At 43.2% G+C, this 16549-nt stretch carries 17 protein-coding genes; 13 read left to right on the top strand and 4 right to left on the bottom strand.

The features are described 5' to 3' along the window. Window positions 1-37 precede the first annotated feature (37 nt). Window positions 38-517, bottom strand: a complete 480-nt coding sequence (locus FEFB_RS06190; protein WP_047975365.1) for a deaminase — start codon at window positions 515-517, stop codon at window positions 38-40. 108 nt (window positions 518-625) lie between these two features. On the opposite strand from FEFB_RS06190, the gene FEFB_RS06185 reads away from it, so the two are divergent. The 12 genes from FEFB_RS06185 (at window position 626) to FEFB_RS06130 (ending at window position 10370) form a co-directional block, all read left to right on the top strand. After that, entirely contained in the window at window positions 626-1480 is an 855-nt protein-coding gene (locus FEFB_RS06185; RefSeq protein ID WP_047975364.1) for a bifunctional 5,10-methylenetetrahydrofolate dehydrogenase/5,10-methenyltetrahydrofolate cyclohydrolase, read from the top strand. Between the two features lie 196 nt (window positions 1481-1676). After that, window positions 1677-2636, top strand: a complete 960-nt coding sequence (locus FEFB_RS06180; RefSeq protein ID WP_082131929.1) for an ATPase, T2SS/T4P/T4SS family — start codon at window positions 1677-1679, stop codon at window positions 2634-2636. Between the two features lie 3 nt (window positions 2637-2639). After that, entirely contained in the window at window positions 2640-3674 is a 1035-nt protein-coding gene (locus FEFB_RS06175; RefSeq protein ID WP_047975363.1) for a type II secretion system F family protein, read from the top strand. 242 nt (window positions 3675-3916) lie between these two features. Then, window positions 3917-4219 (top strand): competence type IV pilus major pilin ComGC, encoded by a 303-nt coding sequence (gene comGC, locus FEFB_RS06170; RefSeq protein ID WP_047975388.1) that lies wholly within the window; start codon window positions 3917-3919, stop codon window positions 4217-4219. After that, window positions 4203-4601 carry a hypothetical protein gene (locus FEFB_RS06165; protein ID WP_047975362.1) on the top strand — a complete coding sequence of 133 codons (399 nt, stop codon included), beginning with the start codon at window positions 4203-4205 and terminating at the stop codon, window positions 4599-4601. Before comGC ends, FEFB_RS06165 begins: the two co-directional genes overlap by 17 nt. Window positions 4602-4635: 34 nt before the next feature. Continuing rightward, a complete protein-coding gene (locus FEFB_RS06160; protein WP_047975361.1) occupies window positions 4636-4836 on the top strand; it encodes a hypothetical protein in 201 nt (66 codons plus the stop codon). Then, complete coding sequence (locus tag FEFB_RS06155; RefSeq protein WP_047975360.1) at window positions 4817-5245, top strand: hypothetical protein; 429 nt, start codon at window positions 4817-4819, stop codon at window positions 5243-5245. Before FEFB_RS06160 ends, FEFB_RS06155 begins: the two co-directional genes overlap by 20 nt. 24 nt (window positions 5246-5269) lie before the next feature. Then, entirely contained in the window at window positions 5270-5590 is a 321-nt protein-coding gene (locus tag FEFB_RS06150) for a hypothetical protein (protein WP_047975359.1), read from the top strand. A gap of 37 nt (window positions 5591-5627) precedes the next feature. Continuing rightward, on the top strand, window positions 5628-6632 hold the full coding sequence (locus FEFB_RS06145; RefSeq protein ID WP_047975358.1) for a class I SAM-dependent methyltransferase: 1005 nt from the start codon (window positions 5628-5630) through the stop codon (window positions 6630-6632). Between the two features lie 42 nt (window positions 6633-6674). Next, complete coding sequence (locus tag FEFB_RS06140; RefSeq protein ID WP_047975357.1) at window positions 6675-7907, top strand: acetate/propionate family kinase; 1233 nt, start codon at window positions 6675-6677, stop codon at window positions 7905-7907. 174 nt (window positions 7908-8081) lie between these two features. Beyond that, window positions 8082-9299 carry a glycoside hydrolase family 73 protein gene (locus tag FEFB_RS06135; RefSeq protein WP_047975356.1) on the top strand — a complete coding sequence of 406 codons (1218 nt, stop codon included), beginning with the start codon at window positions 8082-8084 and terminating at the stop codon, window positions 9297-9299. A gap of 126 nt (window positions 9300-9425) precedes the next feature. Then, window positions 9426-10370, top strand: a complete 945-nt coding sequence (locus tag FEFB_RS06130) for a GRP family sugar transporter (RefSeq protein WP_047975355.1) — start codon at window positions 9426-9428, stop codon at window positions 10368-10370. Between the two features lie 142 nt (window positions 10371-10512). Here the strand turns inward: FEFB_RS06130 and greA are convergent, their stop codons facing one another. Together greA and FEFB_RS06120 are read right to left on the bottom strand one after the other, a co-directional pair. Next, window positions 10513-11004 (bottom strand): transcription elongation factor GreA, encoded by a 492-nt coding sequence (greA, locus tag FEFB_RS06125; protein WP_047975354.1) that lies wholly within the window; start codon window positions 11002-11004, stop codon window positions 10513-10515. Between the two features lie 62 nt (window positions 11005-11066). Next, window positions 11067-13694 carry a YfhO family protein gene (locus FEFB_RS06120; RefSeq protein ID WP_047975353.1) on the bottom strand — a complete coding sequence of 876 codons (2628 nt, stop codon included), beginning with the start codon at window positions 13692-13694 and terminating at the stop codon, window positions 11067-11069. A 99-nt stretch (window positions 13695-13793) separates the two neighbouring features. Between FEFB_RS06120 and FEFB_RS06115 the strand changes: the two genes are divergently transcribed. After that, window positions 13794-15833: a penicillin-binding protein 2 gene (locus FEFB_RS06115; protein ID WP_047975352.1), complete on the top strand. Its 2040-nt coding sequence runs from the start codon at window positions 13794-13796 to the stop codon at window positions 15831-15833. A gap of 81 nt (window positions 15834-15914) precedes the next feature. Here FEFB_RS06115 and FEFB_RS06110 read toward each other — a convergent pair whose 3' ends face one another. Further along, entirely contained in the window at window positions 15915-16319 is a 405-nt protein-coding gene (locus FEFB_RS06110) for a Fur family transcriptional regulator (RefSeq protein WP_047975351.1), read from the bottom strand. Between the last annotated feature and the right edge of the window lie 230 nt (window positions 16320-16549).

Below are 16549 nucleotides of genomic sequence, written 5' to 3'. Positions count from 1 at the left end.
CAAAAAAGCAAGGAGTCCTCCTTGCTTTTTCTTGGGTCTAGTCTTTAATAAATTGAGCGAGATTGATTTGTTCAGCCGTTTGGGCTTCGAAGGGAACTTGGACTAAGGCAACGTTTTTTTCTTTTAAGAGGGACTCGGCGAATTCATCATTGCGATAGTCGCGCATGAAGTTAATTTTGGTAATGCCGGCTTGCAGCAAAAGTTTTGTACATTGCACGCAGGGAACATCGGTCACATAGACTTCTGATCCTTCAACGGCAATCCCCATCGAGGCAGCTTGCATGAGAGCATTTTGTTCAGCGTGAACGGCTCTGATGCAGTGACCATCAACGATATAGTCGCCAACTTCTGTACAGTGAGGAGTACCGGAAACGGCACCGTTGTAGCCAGAGGCGATAATGCGATGGTCCTTCACGAGGATGGCACCAACGTGACGTCTAGTACAAGTTGACCGAGTTGAGAGGATGGCGGCTTGTGCGATAAAGTATTGATCCCAAGAAATACGGTTGTCAGACATGAAAAATTACCTTTCTGTAAACAAAAAACAGTTTTATTCTGATAAAATGGTCTTACAAAGATATTTTACAATAAAACGTTCGGAAAATCATGAACAAGGAGAAACATAATGGCAACTATTTTAGACGGAAAGGCCCTCTCAAAGGACCTCAAAATCGCACTGGCGGACAAGGTCAGGGAATCTGGGTTGAGTCCAAAGCTAGCGGTTGTTTTTGATCCAAAAAATGATGGATCACGTCTCTATGTTGGCATGAAGCAACGCGCAGCAGCCAAGGTTGGCATTGCCACTGAGGATATTGCGGTTGCTGATGATGTGACAACAGAAGCCGTCTTAAAGATTGTAGCAGATTTAAACGCAGATCCAAGCGTGACTGGTATTTTGGTTCAGGCACCATTGCCAGAAGCTGTTAACGACCAGCAGGTCTTCTCAGCTATCGCCCCTGAAAAGGATGTTGATGGATTAGGTGCTTTCAACCAGGGAATGCTCTTTGGTGACCAACCTGGTGAATACGCCGTGGCAGCCACTCCTCAAGGCGTGATGACGATGTTGAAGCATTATGACATTGATCCATATGGTAAGAAGGCTGTTGTCGTTGGTCGCTCTCAACTCTTTGGTCGCCCAATGGCTGCCTTGCTGAATAACGCGAACGCAACGGTGACGTTGGCTCACCGTTACACACCACGCGAAATGCTCCTGGATTCTCTCAAGGATGCGGACATCGTTGTCGTTGGAGTAGGTATTGCGAACTTTATTACTGGTGACCAAATCAAAGATGGTGCTGTTTTGGTTGATGTTGGGATGAACGTTGTCGATGGTAAGGCGACCGGTGATATCGAATTTGCCTCGGCCGAAAAGAAGGCATCCTTCATTACGCCAGTTCCAGGTGGTGTTGGTCCAATGACCATTGCCACTCTGTTGGAAAATACTTTTGCAGCAGCTTTGAACCAAGAAAAAAATCAGTAAAAATTAATCATGCTTATTTAAAAGATCGAATTCATTGAATTCGGTCTTTTTTGTTTTTCAAAGCTTTCCTCGTCTAACCCAATAGTGTTGTATAGAGGGCAATGAAGCAAAAAAATTGGTTAACCAAACGCTTTGAAGTTGAGCAATTTTTTGCTGAATTGGTCGTCTTACTCACTAGCGATGAAAGGAGGACACCATGATCAAGAATTTGGGCAATTGGCCCGAACATGAACGAGCAGACCCCGCTGATTGGATTCAAGCAGTCCTAGCATGGGGGCAGACGAAAAAGGTAACAGACTTTTATTTTTTACCGGCAGAAGGTGGTAATTACCAGGTACGAGCGCAAATTTTGGGTCAAGTGAGAATCCTGGCAGTGATGGAAGCAGATTTTGGAAAACGAGCCTTAGCTGTGGTTAAGTACCGGGCGGGTTTAAATTTGGCCGAGAGCCGTCGGCCACAACTGGGACGCTTTGATTTTGGTCAGGGCTTTATCCGTGTTTCAACCGTTGGCGACTTTTTGGGACAGGAAAGCGCGGTTTTACGGCTAATCTATCCTGATTTGTCGCAAAACCGCTGGTTTGAGCCAGCAATCTTTGCAGACTTAGTTGCCGAAAAAATTAGCGCTGGCCTCTATCTGGTAGCCGGCCCCACAGGGGCAGGTAAGACTAGTACCCTTTATCGCTTGTTGGCTGCCTGGTCACCAGGCAAAGTTGTTTTAACGGTTGAGGATCCGGTTGAAATCTATCAGCCAGCTTTTTTGCAACTGCAGGTCAACGAACAGGCAGGAATTGATTACCAATCCTTAATTAAGGTGGCCCTGCGTCACCGGCCAGATCTATTAGTGATTGGCGAGATTCGTGATGCCAAGACTGCTCAGGCCGCCCTTCAAGCAGCCCTAGCTGGTCATTTGGTGTTGAGTACTTTGCATGCCAATTCTGAACTAGCAGTTTTTGGCCGCTTGCTCAATCTCGGCCTTGACCGTCAATTACTGAACCAAGCCTTAGTTAAGACAGTTTATCAGCGCCTGCTTCCAGATTTAGATGGTCAGCTGGGGGTTGTGTGCGGGGTGGCTAACTGGCAGTCGGGTGAAGTAACTCATCACCGTCCCTATGCAGAAAATGTAAAACGCTACCAACAAGGAAATCAGGAGGTTTAATCGATGCGTCTGCAACGAAAAATACGTTTTTCTGAAAGTGACCAGGTTCTTTTTTTAGCCGAGCTTGGTGAGTTAACGGCATCTGGTTATGCCTTATCGTTGAGTCTCGATGTTTTAGCGAGTGCCCATCCAGGTTGGCAAGAAAGGCTACAGACCATCCGTGGCCAGTTGGAGCATGGCCAACCGTTAGCTACAAGTCTGGGGAAAGTTTTAAGTCCTTCGGTTGGAATTTATCTTGATTTGGGTCAGTTACATGGTAATTTTGACCAAACGCTGACCGCTTTGGCGAGTAACTTTGACCAAGTGTTGCGCTACAAACAAAAGCTCCGCCAGATTCTAACTTATCCGGTGATTTTATTGGTCTTTTTATTATCCCTGGTTGTGGGGATGGAAATGTATCTTTATCCCATTTTTCATGCTTTGTCGGCCGGACAAAAGGGGAGTCAAGGTCCAGGCACCAATCCTGCTCTCTTTTATTTGCATGGCTTAGCTTTTCTCTTTGGCCTTGTCTTAGTCATGATTATTATTTCGATTTTCTTACTGAAGCGTTTAGCACCACTACAACGAATTCAAGTTGTCGCTCGGGTCCCTTTTTTGGGCAGGCTGATGCAGACACTCTTAACTTATCTGCTAGCAGAACATCTGGGAATTTTGCTGTTAGCAGGCCACACGCTGCCCAATGTGATTAATCGTTTTGCGGCCTTATCCGCTAAGAAAAACGGACTGGTTGTGGCCATTGCTAAGCGAGCCCAAGGTGCCGTGCAAAGCGGTCAAACTTTGCAAAGTTGGATTGGCAATCAATCTTATTTGAAAAAGCCACTAGCGACTTATTTAGATAGGGGATTTACCGGGCTAGTACTTGGTACCTACTTGACTTACTATGCCAAAAGCGAATTTCAACGGTTTGACCGCCAAGTCAGTCGATTATTAGGGCTCATCCAACCAATCTTTTTTGCCTTGATTGGACTGACCATTGTTTTGTTATACCTCGCAATGCTATTACCGTTGTATAAAAATTTAGGAGGAATGTCGATATGACGCACACAGCTGACTTTGTTAAGCATACACAAACTGGAACGGGGGGACGGTCTCGATTGGCTGGGAGGCCCCGGGATTACTGTCACCATCAATCCCATCCGATGAACCAGACGATGCAGATTGGTTTATTCAACCAGCGGTCCTTTTTTCAACCCCACAAACGTTTTTGGCTTAAACGTGAACATCGTAAAATTTGTCAATCAAAGGCTTGCCATGCAGTAGTCCGAGCAAAAAATCGGCGGATAGCAGCGAAGAAAAACGGTTTCACATTGATTGAAGCGACGGTAGTACTCTTCATTATTGGTCTGTTGATGTTACTGATTTTGCCGAATTTAACGCAACAACGAGATAAGGCGCAGCAAACCCATGCAAAGGCAATGGTCGCCACTGTACAGACACAGGTTGATTTGTATGTTAACGACCACCCAGAAAAGAAACAGGTCACAATGGATGATTTAGCAAAGGAAAATTACTTGACCAAGGCACAGCTTGAAAAAGTTAAGGCACTCAAAATTGTGATTGCAGGTCATGAAGCTAAAATTTAAATCCTTTACCTTGATCGAATCCGTGATTGTTCTAAGTCTGGTATCACTTTTGCTTGGGATTGGATTAGCCTTACGGCCGAGGCAAAATCAGCAGAGTTTTGCAGATTTTCAACAGCAATTTGCTGCCAATTTTCAACGAGCCCGTCTATTTGCACAAGCAAAAGAGGTTGAAAGTATTCTCGATTTTCAATCAGACCAGTTGGTGATTGGTCAAGAAGTGCTTTCTTACCCAGTAAAAAGTAAAGTTGATCAGACAGCAAAAGTCGTGATTAAGCCGAGTGGCTATGTGGCCCCCGGTCATATTTCTTGGCACCAGGGCCAAGTAACCTGGCGTCTTATTTTCCAATTTGGAGGTGGTACCTATCGTTTTGAGAAAGTCTAGAAAATCGTCAGGGTTTGCCCTTGTTGAGGGGGTGATGGCACTAACGCTGATTACTGGTGTGGTTCTTTTTGAACTAGAAACGTTACGCAACTATCAGAAAAAGCAGCGAGAACTGATTTTGCAGAATAAGGCGGCCAACCAGGAAAAAAGAAAGGCGTTAGAGAGATGGCAGTCTTTTGTTGACCAAAATCAAAAGCAAAAGGAAGAAGCCAACCATGACGGCAGTTCAAAGTAAAAATAGCCGGAACAGCTTTACCATGGTGGAAGCAATCCTGGCACTCCTTGTGGCGGCAATGGTTTTTGAGGCAATAATGGTCATTTTGCCACAAAGTAAAAGGGGGCAGACGCAAGATATGCAGATGGATTTTCAAGCGGCTTTAACACAGTTGGGTCGGCAAAACTATCAACTTGATCAAGTTCAAGTGCGTGAAATTCAGCTGAAGAAGACCATTGGCGATCCGGTTACGTTGAAAATTGCTAAGCATGACTTAGTTTTGGCTGGGACTCATCATGGTCGCGTGCTCTTGCTACATGGGATTGATGATTTACGGATTGATAATTTTGGAACCTATCAGCTTTTGACTGTTTTTGATCGGGGGCATGAGAAAGCGAGCGGCACACTTTTTTTGCCTAACACGAAATAGGCCATTGTAGAAGAAGGGTAAAAGATGTTTAATAATCAGCCACGCCAGCAGCGAAACCGTCAGCCAGCCTACTTACTGTTACCGACAATTTTGGCATTGACACTCATTGGCTTGCTGTTCTTTTTACAGACAAAAATTTTTCACCAAAAGCTGCATAGCCAATTATTATTGTTGGAAACGACTATCATCGATACAAGGCAAATTGAAGCATCGCGATTGTTTTACCAAGATAATCAACAATCTGGCCAAATTCAGGGTGATCCTTGGTTAATTGAATCGGGGGAAAAGCAGATTAAAATTACTATCAAACATCAGGATTACTGGCGACCACTTTTAGCCCCTTAGCCTTGTCTAGACTAGCAAAAAGGGCTAAAATAAGACCATGATAAATCGAAAAATTCCTGCATATTTTGAAAAAATTGATCAAGCCGTCGTGACGGTGAAAAATCAAGAAAAAACGACCAATCGAGAAGCCCTTGTCATGGCTTTAGAGAGGTTAAATAAAAAAGAGATTCTTAGCTCCGACCATGACCAATTGGCTGATGATTCTAAAAAGGCTTTACAGTCGTTAGAAGAGATTGACTGGCCAAGATTGTCTTTCAGCGACCAACGTAATATCTTACAACTTTTGGTTTTGAAAGCTGATCGAGAGGATAAAGTACCAGCAAACCTTCAGTTAACCCCAGATGGTATTGGTTATCTTTTGGGCGAGCTGATTTACCAGACAGCTAATCCTAGTGAACAAACGAGTATCAATGACATGGTCATTGGCACTGGCAACCTCCTATGGACAATTGTTGAAAGCTTTAGTCGTCATGACCTTTTGCCCCACGATTTAATTGGGATTGATAACGATGAAGGTCAGCTTGATTTGGCCAGTGAATTGGCAGCTGCGCTTAAAGAAGACCCAACACTGTTTTTGGGGGATGTTGTTGGCTTGAAAAACGAGGAAGTTGCGCCTGCTGATGTTGTGATTGGTGATTTACCAATCGGTTACTACCCGCAAGAAGCACCAGAAAACTTTGTCACAGCCTTTTCAGAACAAGATGGCCAATCTTATGCTCATTATTTAATGATTGAAAAATCATTAGACTTAGTGAGGGATGATGGTTGGATCTATCTCATCGTGCCAAATGATTTATTAACAGGGCCACGGCATGAGTCAATCCTGAAATTATTCTCACAAAAGGCTCAATTAAAGGCATTCTTGTCACTGCCAGCAGAGTATTTCCAAAATCAAGAACAGGCGAAAGCTTTCTTGGTTTTACGGAAGAAAGATGCGCTGCCAAAGCAAGAAGTTTTGATGGGACAGTATCCTTCCGTTAAGGACCAAAAGGCCTTGCAAGAATTTTTGCAAGATATCCAAGCCTGGGGTAAACTAAAGTAAGTTAGAAATGAATTAAAAAACAAAGATAGGTGGATTTTTTTCATGGCAAAGATTATGGCAGTGAATGCCGGTAGTTCTTCATTGAAGTTTCAGCTCTTAGAGATGCCACAAGAGCAAGTAATCGCCCAAGGGTTAATTGAACGAATCGGAATGGATGATGCCATTGTAACGATCAAGTTTGCGGCCAATGATCAAGCGGCCAAGAATGCTGATGTTGAGGTATCTGGTGACAAGGCTAAGTTTAAGACCGTTACCGCCATCAAGGACCACCAAGTTGCCATTAACTTGATGCTTGAAAAGTTGTCAGAATTGGATATTATCCAAGACTTTAGCGAAATCGTTGGTGTTGGTCATCGCGTTGTTGCTGGTGGTGAATACTTTGACAAGTCTGTTTTGGTGAACGATGATGTCTTAGCTAAGATTGATGAATTGGCTGATTATGCACCATTGCACAACCCAGCCAACGCGTTGGGCATCCGTGCTTTCCAAAAGTTATTGCCAGACGCAACTTCTGTCGCCGTCTTTGATACTTCTTTCCATCAGACAATGCCAAAGGTGAACTACCTTTACTCATTACCTTATGAATACTATGAAAAGTATGGTGCACGTAAGTATGGTGCTCACGGAACTTCACATCGTTATGTTGCCGGTCGTGCTGCTGACATCTTAGGCAAGAATTTGAAGGACTTGAAGTTGATTACCTTGCACCTTGGTGCCGGTGCTTCAATTACGGCTGTTAAGGGCGGTAAGTCATTTGATACATCAATGGGCTTCACACCATTAGCAGGTGTGACGATGGCGACTCGTTCAGGGGATGTGGATGCTTCATTGGTAAACTTTATCCAAACCAAGGAAAATTTGTCAAATGAAGACATGTTGACAATTCTGAACAAGAAATCAGGATTGCAGGGAATTTCACAGGTCTCAAGTGATATGCGTGATCTCTTGGCTGCCCGTAAGGACAACGAACAGGCTGATTTGGCAATTAAAATCTTTGTTGACCGTGTTGTTCGTTACATCGGTCAATACATTGCTGAAATGGGTGGTGCCGATGCTTTGGTCTTTACTGCCGGGATTGGTGAGAATGCTGATTGGGTTCGAGAAGAAGTCGTTGACCGCTTAGGTTACTTTGGCATCAAGATTGACCAGGATAAGAACACTGGTTGCCGTGAAGAGGCTGATGTTTCAGCTGCTGATGCCAAGATTAAGACTTTGGTTGTGCCAACTGATGAAGAATTGATGATTGCTCGAGATGTGCAAGAATTGATGGCTTAATTTTATAATTACTTAATCAAAGGAAAACATAATGAGTACAACGCTGCTTGCACTCGTTATGTTTTTTTAATTATATTTCTTTATAAAGGGTAGTATACTAGGAGTTGCTGGTTAAACTCCCGTACAAATCGAGTTGATCAGGCGAAATAAGATTGAAGATTGGAAACATTACTGATGGAATTTGAAAAACGTCGGCAATCGTCAAAGAAACGCAAAAAACATAGTTGGCGGTTCCGAATTATCATGATCCTATTCGTTTTGCTATTAGCAGCTGGTGGGGCCTTCTGGTTCAATCGCCAGGGATATCAGGCAAAGAATCCAAATGACACCGCGGTCACGATGGTTACAGTCAAGGACAAGGCGAGCGTCAAGGAAATCGGTGCCCAGTTGCAAAAAGAGGGGATTATCCGCAATAGTCGCTACTTTGTTAGTTATGCAAATAAGTATGGGGCTAAAGATATTGCGGGTGGCACTTATCCCTTGTCACAGGTTCAAGATATTGCTGAGATTTACCAAGAATTAACAGAGGGTTCTGGAGCTGAACCGGTTTTGTCTTCCGGCTATACCTTTATTTCAAATACGAAGACAGCAGAGCAGACGGCACAAACAATTGCTGATGCTGCTGGTGTATCAAAGTCTGATTTATTGGCTGCTTATAGTGATAGTGATTTAATTGCTCAAGCTAAGAAGGAATACCCACAGTTATTCTTAAATGCCAAGAGTGACCAGACTTTGTATGATTTCGTCTATCCAGGAATCTATCGTTTCAAGAAAGAAAAGTCTGCCAAGGATTTGGTCATGACCATGTTGAAACAGACGAATAAGACCTTAAAGCCATATTATGCTCAATTGAAAGCCAATAAGATTCCGGCATCGACAGCCATTTTGCTAGCGGAAAACGGCGGTAAGAAAGAGTTTGACCGGCGTTTAGCCTTTATTAGGAAGATTGCGCCATATAGCCAGAGTCTTCAATCCCAGTATGGTATTCTGGCGTCAATTTCAATCGCTCAGGCTATCCACGAATCAAACTGGGACGATTCTGCGTTGTCATCAAAGTATAATAATTACTATGGTGTGAAGACGGATGACACAACAGCTGGTAAATCAGTCGTTTTGCAGACTCAAGAAGTTGAAAACGGTCAAACGGTGACGAAGAATGCTCGTTTTGCAGTTTACGACTCTTATCAAGATTCCATGAAGGCTCACGCTAAGACAATCGCCAATGGAAATACTTGGAATGCCAACCAGTTTGCTGATGTCTTGGCTGCTAAAAATTACAAGGATGCTGCCCAAGCATTGTCAACTGATGGTTATGCCACAGATCCTAGTTATCCAAAGCTGATTATCCAGATTATTGAAAATTGGAACTTAGCTCAATACGATAAAAATTAACCTTTGAAAGTCTGCTTTGTCAGGCTTTTTTTTATTTCGTGAAATTTTTTTGTAAAAAACGTTGTGTAACCGTTTACATTCGTGTAGAATATAGCTTGTAAGATAAGTGAAAGGAACTTAAACATTATGAATTTTGCAATTTTAATTGCCTTGCTCTCAGCTTTGTTCTGGGGTTCAGTTGGGCTCGTATCAACAAAGATGGGCGGATCTGCCTCACAACAAACTTTCGGAATGTCAATTGGAGCATTGATTTTCGGAATGCTGACACTCTTCGGTTTCGTATTACCACACGGCTTCTATCTTGGTTCTGAAATCTGGGTTGTCGGTATTCTATCAGGATTGGTTTGGGCCATGGGGATGGTTTTCCAGTTCTTGCTCTTCAAGGAAATGGGTGTTTCATTGGGAATGCCTTTGTCAACAGCCGGCCAGATCATTATGAACGCTCTGTTGGCTGCCACTCTCTTGGGTGAGTGGAAGAACGCCGCTATGTGGATTGTTGGGGTTATCTCAATCGCCTTGGTCGTGACTGGTGCAACCTTCATTTCAAAGCCAGATAAGACAGCCGCAACGCCTTCAAAGATTGATGCTAAGGGAATCTTCTACTTAGTGATGTCAACTGCGGGCTTCATGCTCTACTTCGTTTTGCCTAACTTCTTGTCAAAGATTGGTTATATTTCAGATGACATCAAGTCTGCCGGTCACGGTTTGAACTACATGACGGCCATCGTTGGTCCTCAGGCCATCGGTCAGGTAATCGGTTCATTGATCATCGTGCTCTTCGTCTTCCGCGAAGGAAAGCAAATGTTCTCAAAGCCAACTTGGAAGAACTTGGTAACTGGTTTGGTTTGGGCCGTTGGAAACATCTTCATGTTCGTTTCATCTGCTAACCCGGCCGTTGGTCAAACGATTGCTACTGCTTTGTCACAGTTGAGTATCGTTGTTGGTACCTTTGGTGGTATCTATATTTTGCATGAAAAGAAGACTTCTACTCAAATGAAGTTTATCATTGCCGGAACACTCTTGGTTTTGATTGGTGCTATCTTGATTGGTAACATTCACTCCTTCGCATAATTTATTAATTCATCATATAAGCAACATAATATAAATCAGAAAGGCGGGCCCTTCCAAAAAATGGAAGGACCCGCCTTTTGCTTTGCTGATTTTATCTTAACATCAAAAAAACCACTCAAACTGAATTGAATGGTTTTCTAATTTAGTCTTGCTTTGTCTTAACAGACAAGATTTCAACTTGAATTTCAACGTTGTTAGGCAATGGCACCTTAACGGTGTCGCCCTTATGCTTGCCAAGCAAGGCAGCAGCCATTGGTGATTCATTTGAAATCTTACCAGCCATTGGATCCGCTTCAACAGAACCAACGATAGTATAGGTTTCGGGATCTTCATCTGGAAGTTCCTTAAAGATTACTTCCTTACCCAATGTCACTTCATCGCTGTCAGAGTTGTCAGCTGAAATAATTTCAGCGTTTTCAATCATCTTGCGAACGGTCACAATCCGTCCTTCAACAAAGGCTTGTTCGTCCTTTGCTGATTGGTATTCAGAGTTTTCAGACAAATCGCCGTATGAACGTGCGATTTGAATGCGGTTAGTAATTTTTGGACGTTGCTTGGTAATTAAGTCATCAAGCTCCGCTTGCAATTTGTCACGACCTGCGGCCGTCATTGGGAATTTCTTTTCTTCCGCCATGGTTCTCTTCCTTTCAGTGCCATGTAGCACAAAAAATACAGCACGTTGAATATATCACGGTCCTAGCCTCGGCGCAAGGCTTGTCGTCGATTCTTTTTAAATGATGCATAGGCAGCGATTAAGAGTGCTGTTAGCATTGATAAAAAGAGACCGGGCACTAGCAGCGGTGGTGTATAGGTTAAGGTTACGTGGTGCTTACCAGGGGGTGTCGGAATGGCAATCAGCCCTTGGAGCACTGTCTTTGTTTTGACCACCTTGCCATCAACCTTGGCCTGCCAACCTGAGGCAGCTGGAATACTAGTCATAATTAAGGGTTGGTCGGCTGTTGTTACAATCGTACCACTAATTTTGCGTGAATTGGCATTTTTAATGGTTAGTGAGTGTTGTTTTAGTTTTGCTAGGTCTTGGTTAACGGCTTGTTGATCGAAGTAGTAGATGGCGAAGTCGTCAAGGTAACGTGAATTAGCCCCGTCATTTAAGGTAATTGTTAAGATTTGAGGCTGGTCCTTCTTGTTGGTGTTGAGGTTCAGGGCCACCGTATGGTTATATGAACTTGACTGGGTCAGGAGTTCACCATTGAGTCGAAGGTCGACTGAATCAAGGTTGATTGCGCCGCCAATATTAAGGTAGTAAGAATCATTAGTTGTTGGTGTGTAAACTAAGGTTAAGATAGCTTTCTTATGCTTATTGACCTTTTGAATTGTCCCACCCGTCAAATCAGTCGGCGTTGTTAAGTTTTCAGTTTTGAGAATCTGGAAAGGTTCTCGATAAAGTAATTGCTGGTCCGATTGACCGGCAAGGCTGGCAAGAAGGTTTGCCTGATTGACCAGTGGGTAACGCACGGATAGTGGAGTGGTCAATGCCTGATTTGAAGCAGCATAGGCCAGGCTAAGAGCAGTTGGATTCTCTTTTAGTGCCCAATTTTTGCCACTAGCAACGCTCTTTTGCTGATTGTAGTCGGGACGATTGCTTTGCTTCAAATAGGCGGAACTAGTATTTAAGTGGCCGGTTGTTTGGATAAAGTATTTAAAGGCCAGCAGAGAATCGGTGATGGTAGTGCCATTATCGTAGGCAATTTTGGAATCACCTTCGATTTGGCCGATGTTTTGGTAAAACTGACCTGTAGTGGCAGGGAGCAGGGATGAAAAATGGCTGCCAGCCTTAAAGTTAGCCGAAAAGCCATCGTTATAGGTTCGACTGAGGCCCTGACTAATGCGATACCAAGAATTATCGTTCTTAGTGGCTGCTTTGGAAACTGCCGTGAGTCGGGTAACGCCAGCCTCATAGGTGGCCTTTGTTAGATAGGAAAGGTGGTTTAACGTCTTGCCAGCATTAAAAATCAGGTAGCCAGTGGTCACAATCAATAGAAGCAACATCTTCACTTGATTGCCGTCCATCACAATTAAAATCAGGATGGTTAAAAGGTAGCCGAAGAGAAAGCCGAGAAGTGCATTTTTATCAAGGTAAGATACCTTTAGCAGTTGGCTAGATCCCCAGATTGTTAGTGCTAAAACAGCCACAAGGTAAAAAGTACGGGCGAACAGGCTGGGCTGCCAATTTGGCTGAAAGCCCTTGGCAGCAAGGACAATTAAAAAGAAGGAAATCAAAAAAGAGAACCGAGCTGGGTACCAAACGGGGTATTGCCCACCATGGAAAAGTAAAATCAATGGTGCAAAGGTCGTTGCTAAAATTAAAATCACTAAGATGAGGGCGGCCATCAATTTTTCACGAAGTAAAAATTTTTTGCTAGCAAAAAAGGCCCAGAGAGCAATCAAAATTAATGGTGCTACTAAAAAATTAGCCTGACCGGTTTGCATTTGATCAAAATCAAAGGAACCAGGCATTAACTTCAGGAATAATAACAGTGGGTTATTATCAAATTTGAATAGCCAGGTGGAATTGTGAGTTGTTTTCCCCATCTTCAGTTGGGCGTAGGTCGGTAACCAAAGCCAAGCGGTTAAAAAAATGCTTAAGATTCCTGATTTTACCAATGTGAAAACAATTTTTAGCCGATTTTTGATTTGACCGTCAAACAGGCGAAAGGGAACATAAAGAAATAAGAAGAGTCCCACCATCCAGGCGATGTAATAATTGGTGATAATCGTCGCCACCAGCATTGCCAAAAAGGCCCCGGAACCCTTGTGGGCCAGGAGTCGTTCTAATGACAGAATCAGCAAAGGGAAGATGGCGGCAGTGTCCAACCATAGCAGGTTTAAATCATTGGCGATAAACCAGGCTGAGAGTGGGTAATTAATGGCAAAAATCAGAATCCAATAGCCTGACAGCCAATTCATCTTCTTAATTAAAAGCGCCATCGAAAAGCCGGCTAAACCGATTTTTAAAACGGTTACGACTAAAATCCAAATGGGCATGGTTTTTGTTGAGGCGAGTAAGAAGAGGAGGTTAAATGGTGACATTAAATAATAAGACCATTCACCAACCATGTCGCCACCAATTCCTGATGAAAAGGAATAAAAAAAGGCAGACGGATCAGATAGAATCGTGTGCTTAAACTGAATAAAGTAATCCAGGTATTGCTGGCCCAAATCAACCGTTAAAATGGTCGATGAACCAAAGGGCGTCATCCCGCGACCAGCAAAATAGGCGGTCATTAAAATAACAGGAATTAGAAAGGAAAGCGTGACTGGTGAAAAAAGGTATTTTTGGGCGATTTGTCTGTAATTATTCATGCCTCTAGAATAACAAAATTCGGTTGAAATTTAGCGATAAATTCGCTTTTTATGGTAAAGTAGAGAGAATCATAATGAACATAAATGGAAAGAATTCAAATGAAGCGCAATCCTTACCTTGAAGACCGTGATAAAAATGACGCCAGAGCAAACTTGCCATCCCGGCTAAAATTACTTTTAGGCGTCGTCATTGCTTTAACAATGGCATTGATTATTCAATTGGCCTTTCTGACAATCAAACAGGGACCAGCCTTTGAAACAGAGGTTAGCAAGTCCGATGAAACCGTTGAATTAGGTAGCGCCCAGCGTGGCCTGATTTATGATAGTACCGGTAAAGTCATTACCGGTAATAAGCCCGAAGCGGCAGTGACTTATACTAGAGGAAAAACAACGACTTCGGCCCAGATTGCTAAAATTGCCAAGACGCTATCCAAGTATATTTCAATCGATACTAGTCGTTTAAGTAATCGGGCGAAGGCCGATTACTATCTCGTGACAAACTCAACGGAAGCAACAAAGATTCAAACGAAGTTGCAAAAGCAATATGGGAAGACTGCCGATGGTTGGTCGTCTACTCAATTGAGTACTTACCAAGCGCAGTACGTGATGAATCATAATCTGGATAAGGATATTGATGCCAACCAGGCGATGATTTTCCAAAAGATGTCAGGAGCCTACGCGCTATCAACAACCTACATCCAAGAGTCAGGTGTTTCCGATAAGGCACAGGCTGAAATTGGGGAACGGTTGTCTGATATGCCTGGTATCAAGATTGGCGAGTCTTTCTCTCGTGATTATCCTGAGGGGAATGATTTCGAACCAATGGTTGGTACGGTCACCAATGAATCAACTGGTTTGCCGGAAGACCGATTGCACACACTGTTGGCACAGGGTTATTCACAAAATGAACCGGTTGGTAGCTTTGCTCTTGAAAAGCAGTATGAATCACTATTGAAGGGGTCACCATCACAAACGGTGATTTCGACGATGAATGGTGTCAAGAGTTCTGATATTAAGTATGAGGGACAGGCTGGTGACACTTTGAAGTTGACCATCAACTCTGCCTTCCAAAAGAAAGTGCAACAAATTTTGGAAGATAATTTGCCTGGGGGTGATGTGCAAGGAGCTTATGCGACTGTTATTAATCCCTATACTGGTGCAATTTATGCCATGGGTGGGGTTAGTCGTGATAGTAAGACTGGAACGAAGACGGCCAATCCGTTAGGAAACATTAATGCTGCCATCGTCATGGGGTCTGTTGTTAAGCCAGCTATCCTGGCCACTGGTTTCCAAAAAGGCGTGGTCACCCCAACGAACAATACGATGTATGATCAGGCGATTAAGATTCAAGGAACGCCAAACATTACTTCATACTGGAACCAGGGTGGTAGTCCGGTGGCCGTTGATGCCCCAACAGCCTTGGAACGGTCTTCGAACACTTACTTCGTTCAATTGGGAATGAAAATCGGTGGTCAGACTTATTATCCGGGTGAACAGTTGAAGCTTCGTTCTGATGCCTTCCAAACGTTGCGCAATGGTTTGGCACAGTTTGGCTTGGGAACGAAGACGGGAATCGATATTGATGGCGAAACAGCGGGTTATCGTGGACCGACAGACGGTGCCAATATTGGAAAATATTTGTACGAATCCTTCGGACAGTACGATTCTTATACCACCATGCAGTTGGCTCGTTACGTTTCAGTAATTGCTAACGGTGGTTACCTAGTCCAGCCGCACTTGGTTGGTTCGGTTTTGCAGAGTGATGTTTCTGGTAAGAACCAAAAGACCGTTTGGACGGCACAACCACAACTTCAAGGTCAAGTCTCTTTGACCACGGATCAATGGAATGTCATTAAGAATGGAATGTACCGAGTGGCCAACGGTTCAGACCCACATAACACGGGATCTAGTTTGCACGGCTTGTCGCCACAGGTTTATGCCAAGACTGGTACTGCCGAAACAACAACCAATGGTCATTCGACTTATACTGAGTCAATGGTGGCTTATGTACCAGGTCAACCATTTGCCATGTCTTTGGCTATTCCAGGATTGAACTCCTATTTGGATGGAACAAATGGTCGTATCTCAAAGGAAATTATTAATGCCTTTTGGGATACTGTGATGAATAAGCCAAGTTAAAATTAGTTAAAAAGACAATAAGCATCAAAAAAACCAGTACTGAAATTTTTCAGTACTGGTTTTTTGTGTTGCAATTGTTAATTAGTCGTTCGCGTTTGGTTTGATGCCATACAAATCGATTCGATACTCGGTAATTTGCAAACCGGTTGCAGCCTGGGCAGCCTTGATCAGGGGCGCAGGGTCAAAGTTAGCTGCATCGATAATCTCGTTGGTCTGCGTATTAATGACGTGATAATGGGGATGAGAGGCGGCATCGTAGTGACGCTTACCATCTGAAATTCCCTCAATCACGACGACTAATTTAGCATTAACAAATTTTTCCAAAGTATTATAAACAGTTGCTAGAGAAATATCTGGCAAATCATTATGAATCATTTCCGCCGTAGGGTGGGTGTCATGACTCATCATGTACTCTAGCAAGGTCAACCGTTGATTAGTTGCCTTAAGTTTGTGTTCTTGTAAAACGGATTTCAGCTGATCAAGCATATTTTCCCCTCCTAATGTATCGAATACATTACGATTATAACATGTGATTAGAACAATTCAAAGACTTCTTGACAAATATTTTAGAATTTGTGGCTTTACATTGGGATTATTCTTAATTAATTATCTAAATAAGAATAGAGTGGACATTAATGACTTAGAAAAGATATTTATCAGAATTACACATTTTCTTGACAAACGGAAAGGAAGCTGATAAACTATATTAGAACCAT

The organism is Fructobacillus sp. EFB-N1 (assembly GCF_001038455.1).
Taxonomy (GTDB): Bacteria; Bacillota; Bacilli; order Lactobacillales; family Lactobacillaceae; genus Fructobacillus; species Fructobacillus cardui.
The sequence above is the reverse complement of the archived record's forward strand: the minus strand, read 5'-3'. Positions and strand labels throughout refer to the sequence as shown.

Coding starts and splice junctions, on each gene's coding strand:
- FEFB_RS06140 (WP_047975357.1), top strand. CDS start 6,675: ATGGCAAAGATTATGGCAGTGAATGCCGGTAGTTCTTCATTGAAGTTT.
- greA (WP_047975354.1), bottom strand. CDS start 11,004: ATGGCGGAAGAAAAGAAATTCCCAATGACGGCCGCAGGTCGTGACAAA.
- FEFB_RS06190 (WP_047975365.1), bottom strand. CDS start 517: ATGTCTGACAACCGTATTTCTTGGGATCAATACTTTATCGCACAAGCC.
- FEFB_RS06130 (WP_047975355.1), top strand. CDS start 9,426: ATGAATTTTGCAATTTTAATTGCCTTGCTCTCAGCTTTGTTCTGGGGT.
- FEFB_RS06115 (WP_047975352.1), top strand. CDS start 13,794: ATGAAGCGCAATCCTTACCTTGAAGACCGTGATAAAAATGACGCCAGA.
- FEFB_RS06175 (WP_047975363.1), top strand. CDS start 2,640: ATGCGTCTGCAACGAAAAATACGTTTTTCTGAAAGTGACCAGGTTCTT.
- FEFB_RS06135 (WP_047975356.1), top strand. CDS start 8,082: ATGGAATTTGAAAAACGTCGGCAATCGTCAAAGAAACGCAAAAAACAT.
- FEFB_RS06160 (WP_047975361.1), top strand. CDS start 4,636: ATGGCACTAACGCTGATTACTGGTGTGGTTCTTTTTGAACTAGAAACG.
- FEFB_RS06145 (WP_047975358.1), top strand. CDS start 5,628: ATGATAAATCGAAAAATTCCTGCATATTTTGAAAAAATTGATCAAGCC.
- FEFB_RS06165 (WP_047975362.1), top strand. CDS start 4,203: ATGAAGCTAAAATTTAAATCCTTTACCTTGATCGAATCCGTGATTGTT.
- FEFB_RS06155 (WP_047975360.1), top strand. CDS start 4,817: ATGACGGCAGTTCAAAGTAAAAATAGCCGGAACAGCTTTACCATGGTG.
- FEFB_RS06180 (WP_082131929.1), top strand. CDS start 1,677: ATGATCAAGAATTTGGGCAATTGGCCCGAACATGAACGAGCAGACCCC.
- FEFB_RS06185 (WP_047975364.1), top strand. CDS start 626: ATGGCAACTATTTTAGACGGAAAGGCCCTCTCAAAGGACCTCAAAATC.
- FEFB_RS06120 (WP_047975353.1), bottom strand. CDS start 13,694: ATGAATAATTACAGACAAATCGCCCAAAAATACCTTTTTTCACCAGTC.
- FEFB_RS06110 (WP_047975351.1), bottom strand. CDS start 16,319: ATGCTTGATCAGCTGAAATCCGTTTTACAAGAACACAAACTTAAGGCA.
- FEFB_RS06150 (WP_047975359.1), top strand. CDS start 5,270: ATGTTTAATAATCAGCCACGCCAGCAGCGAAACCGTCAGCCAGCCTAC.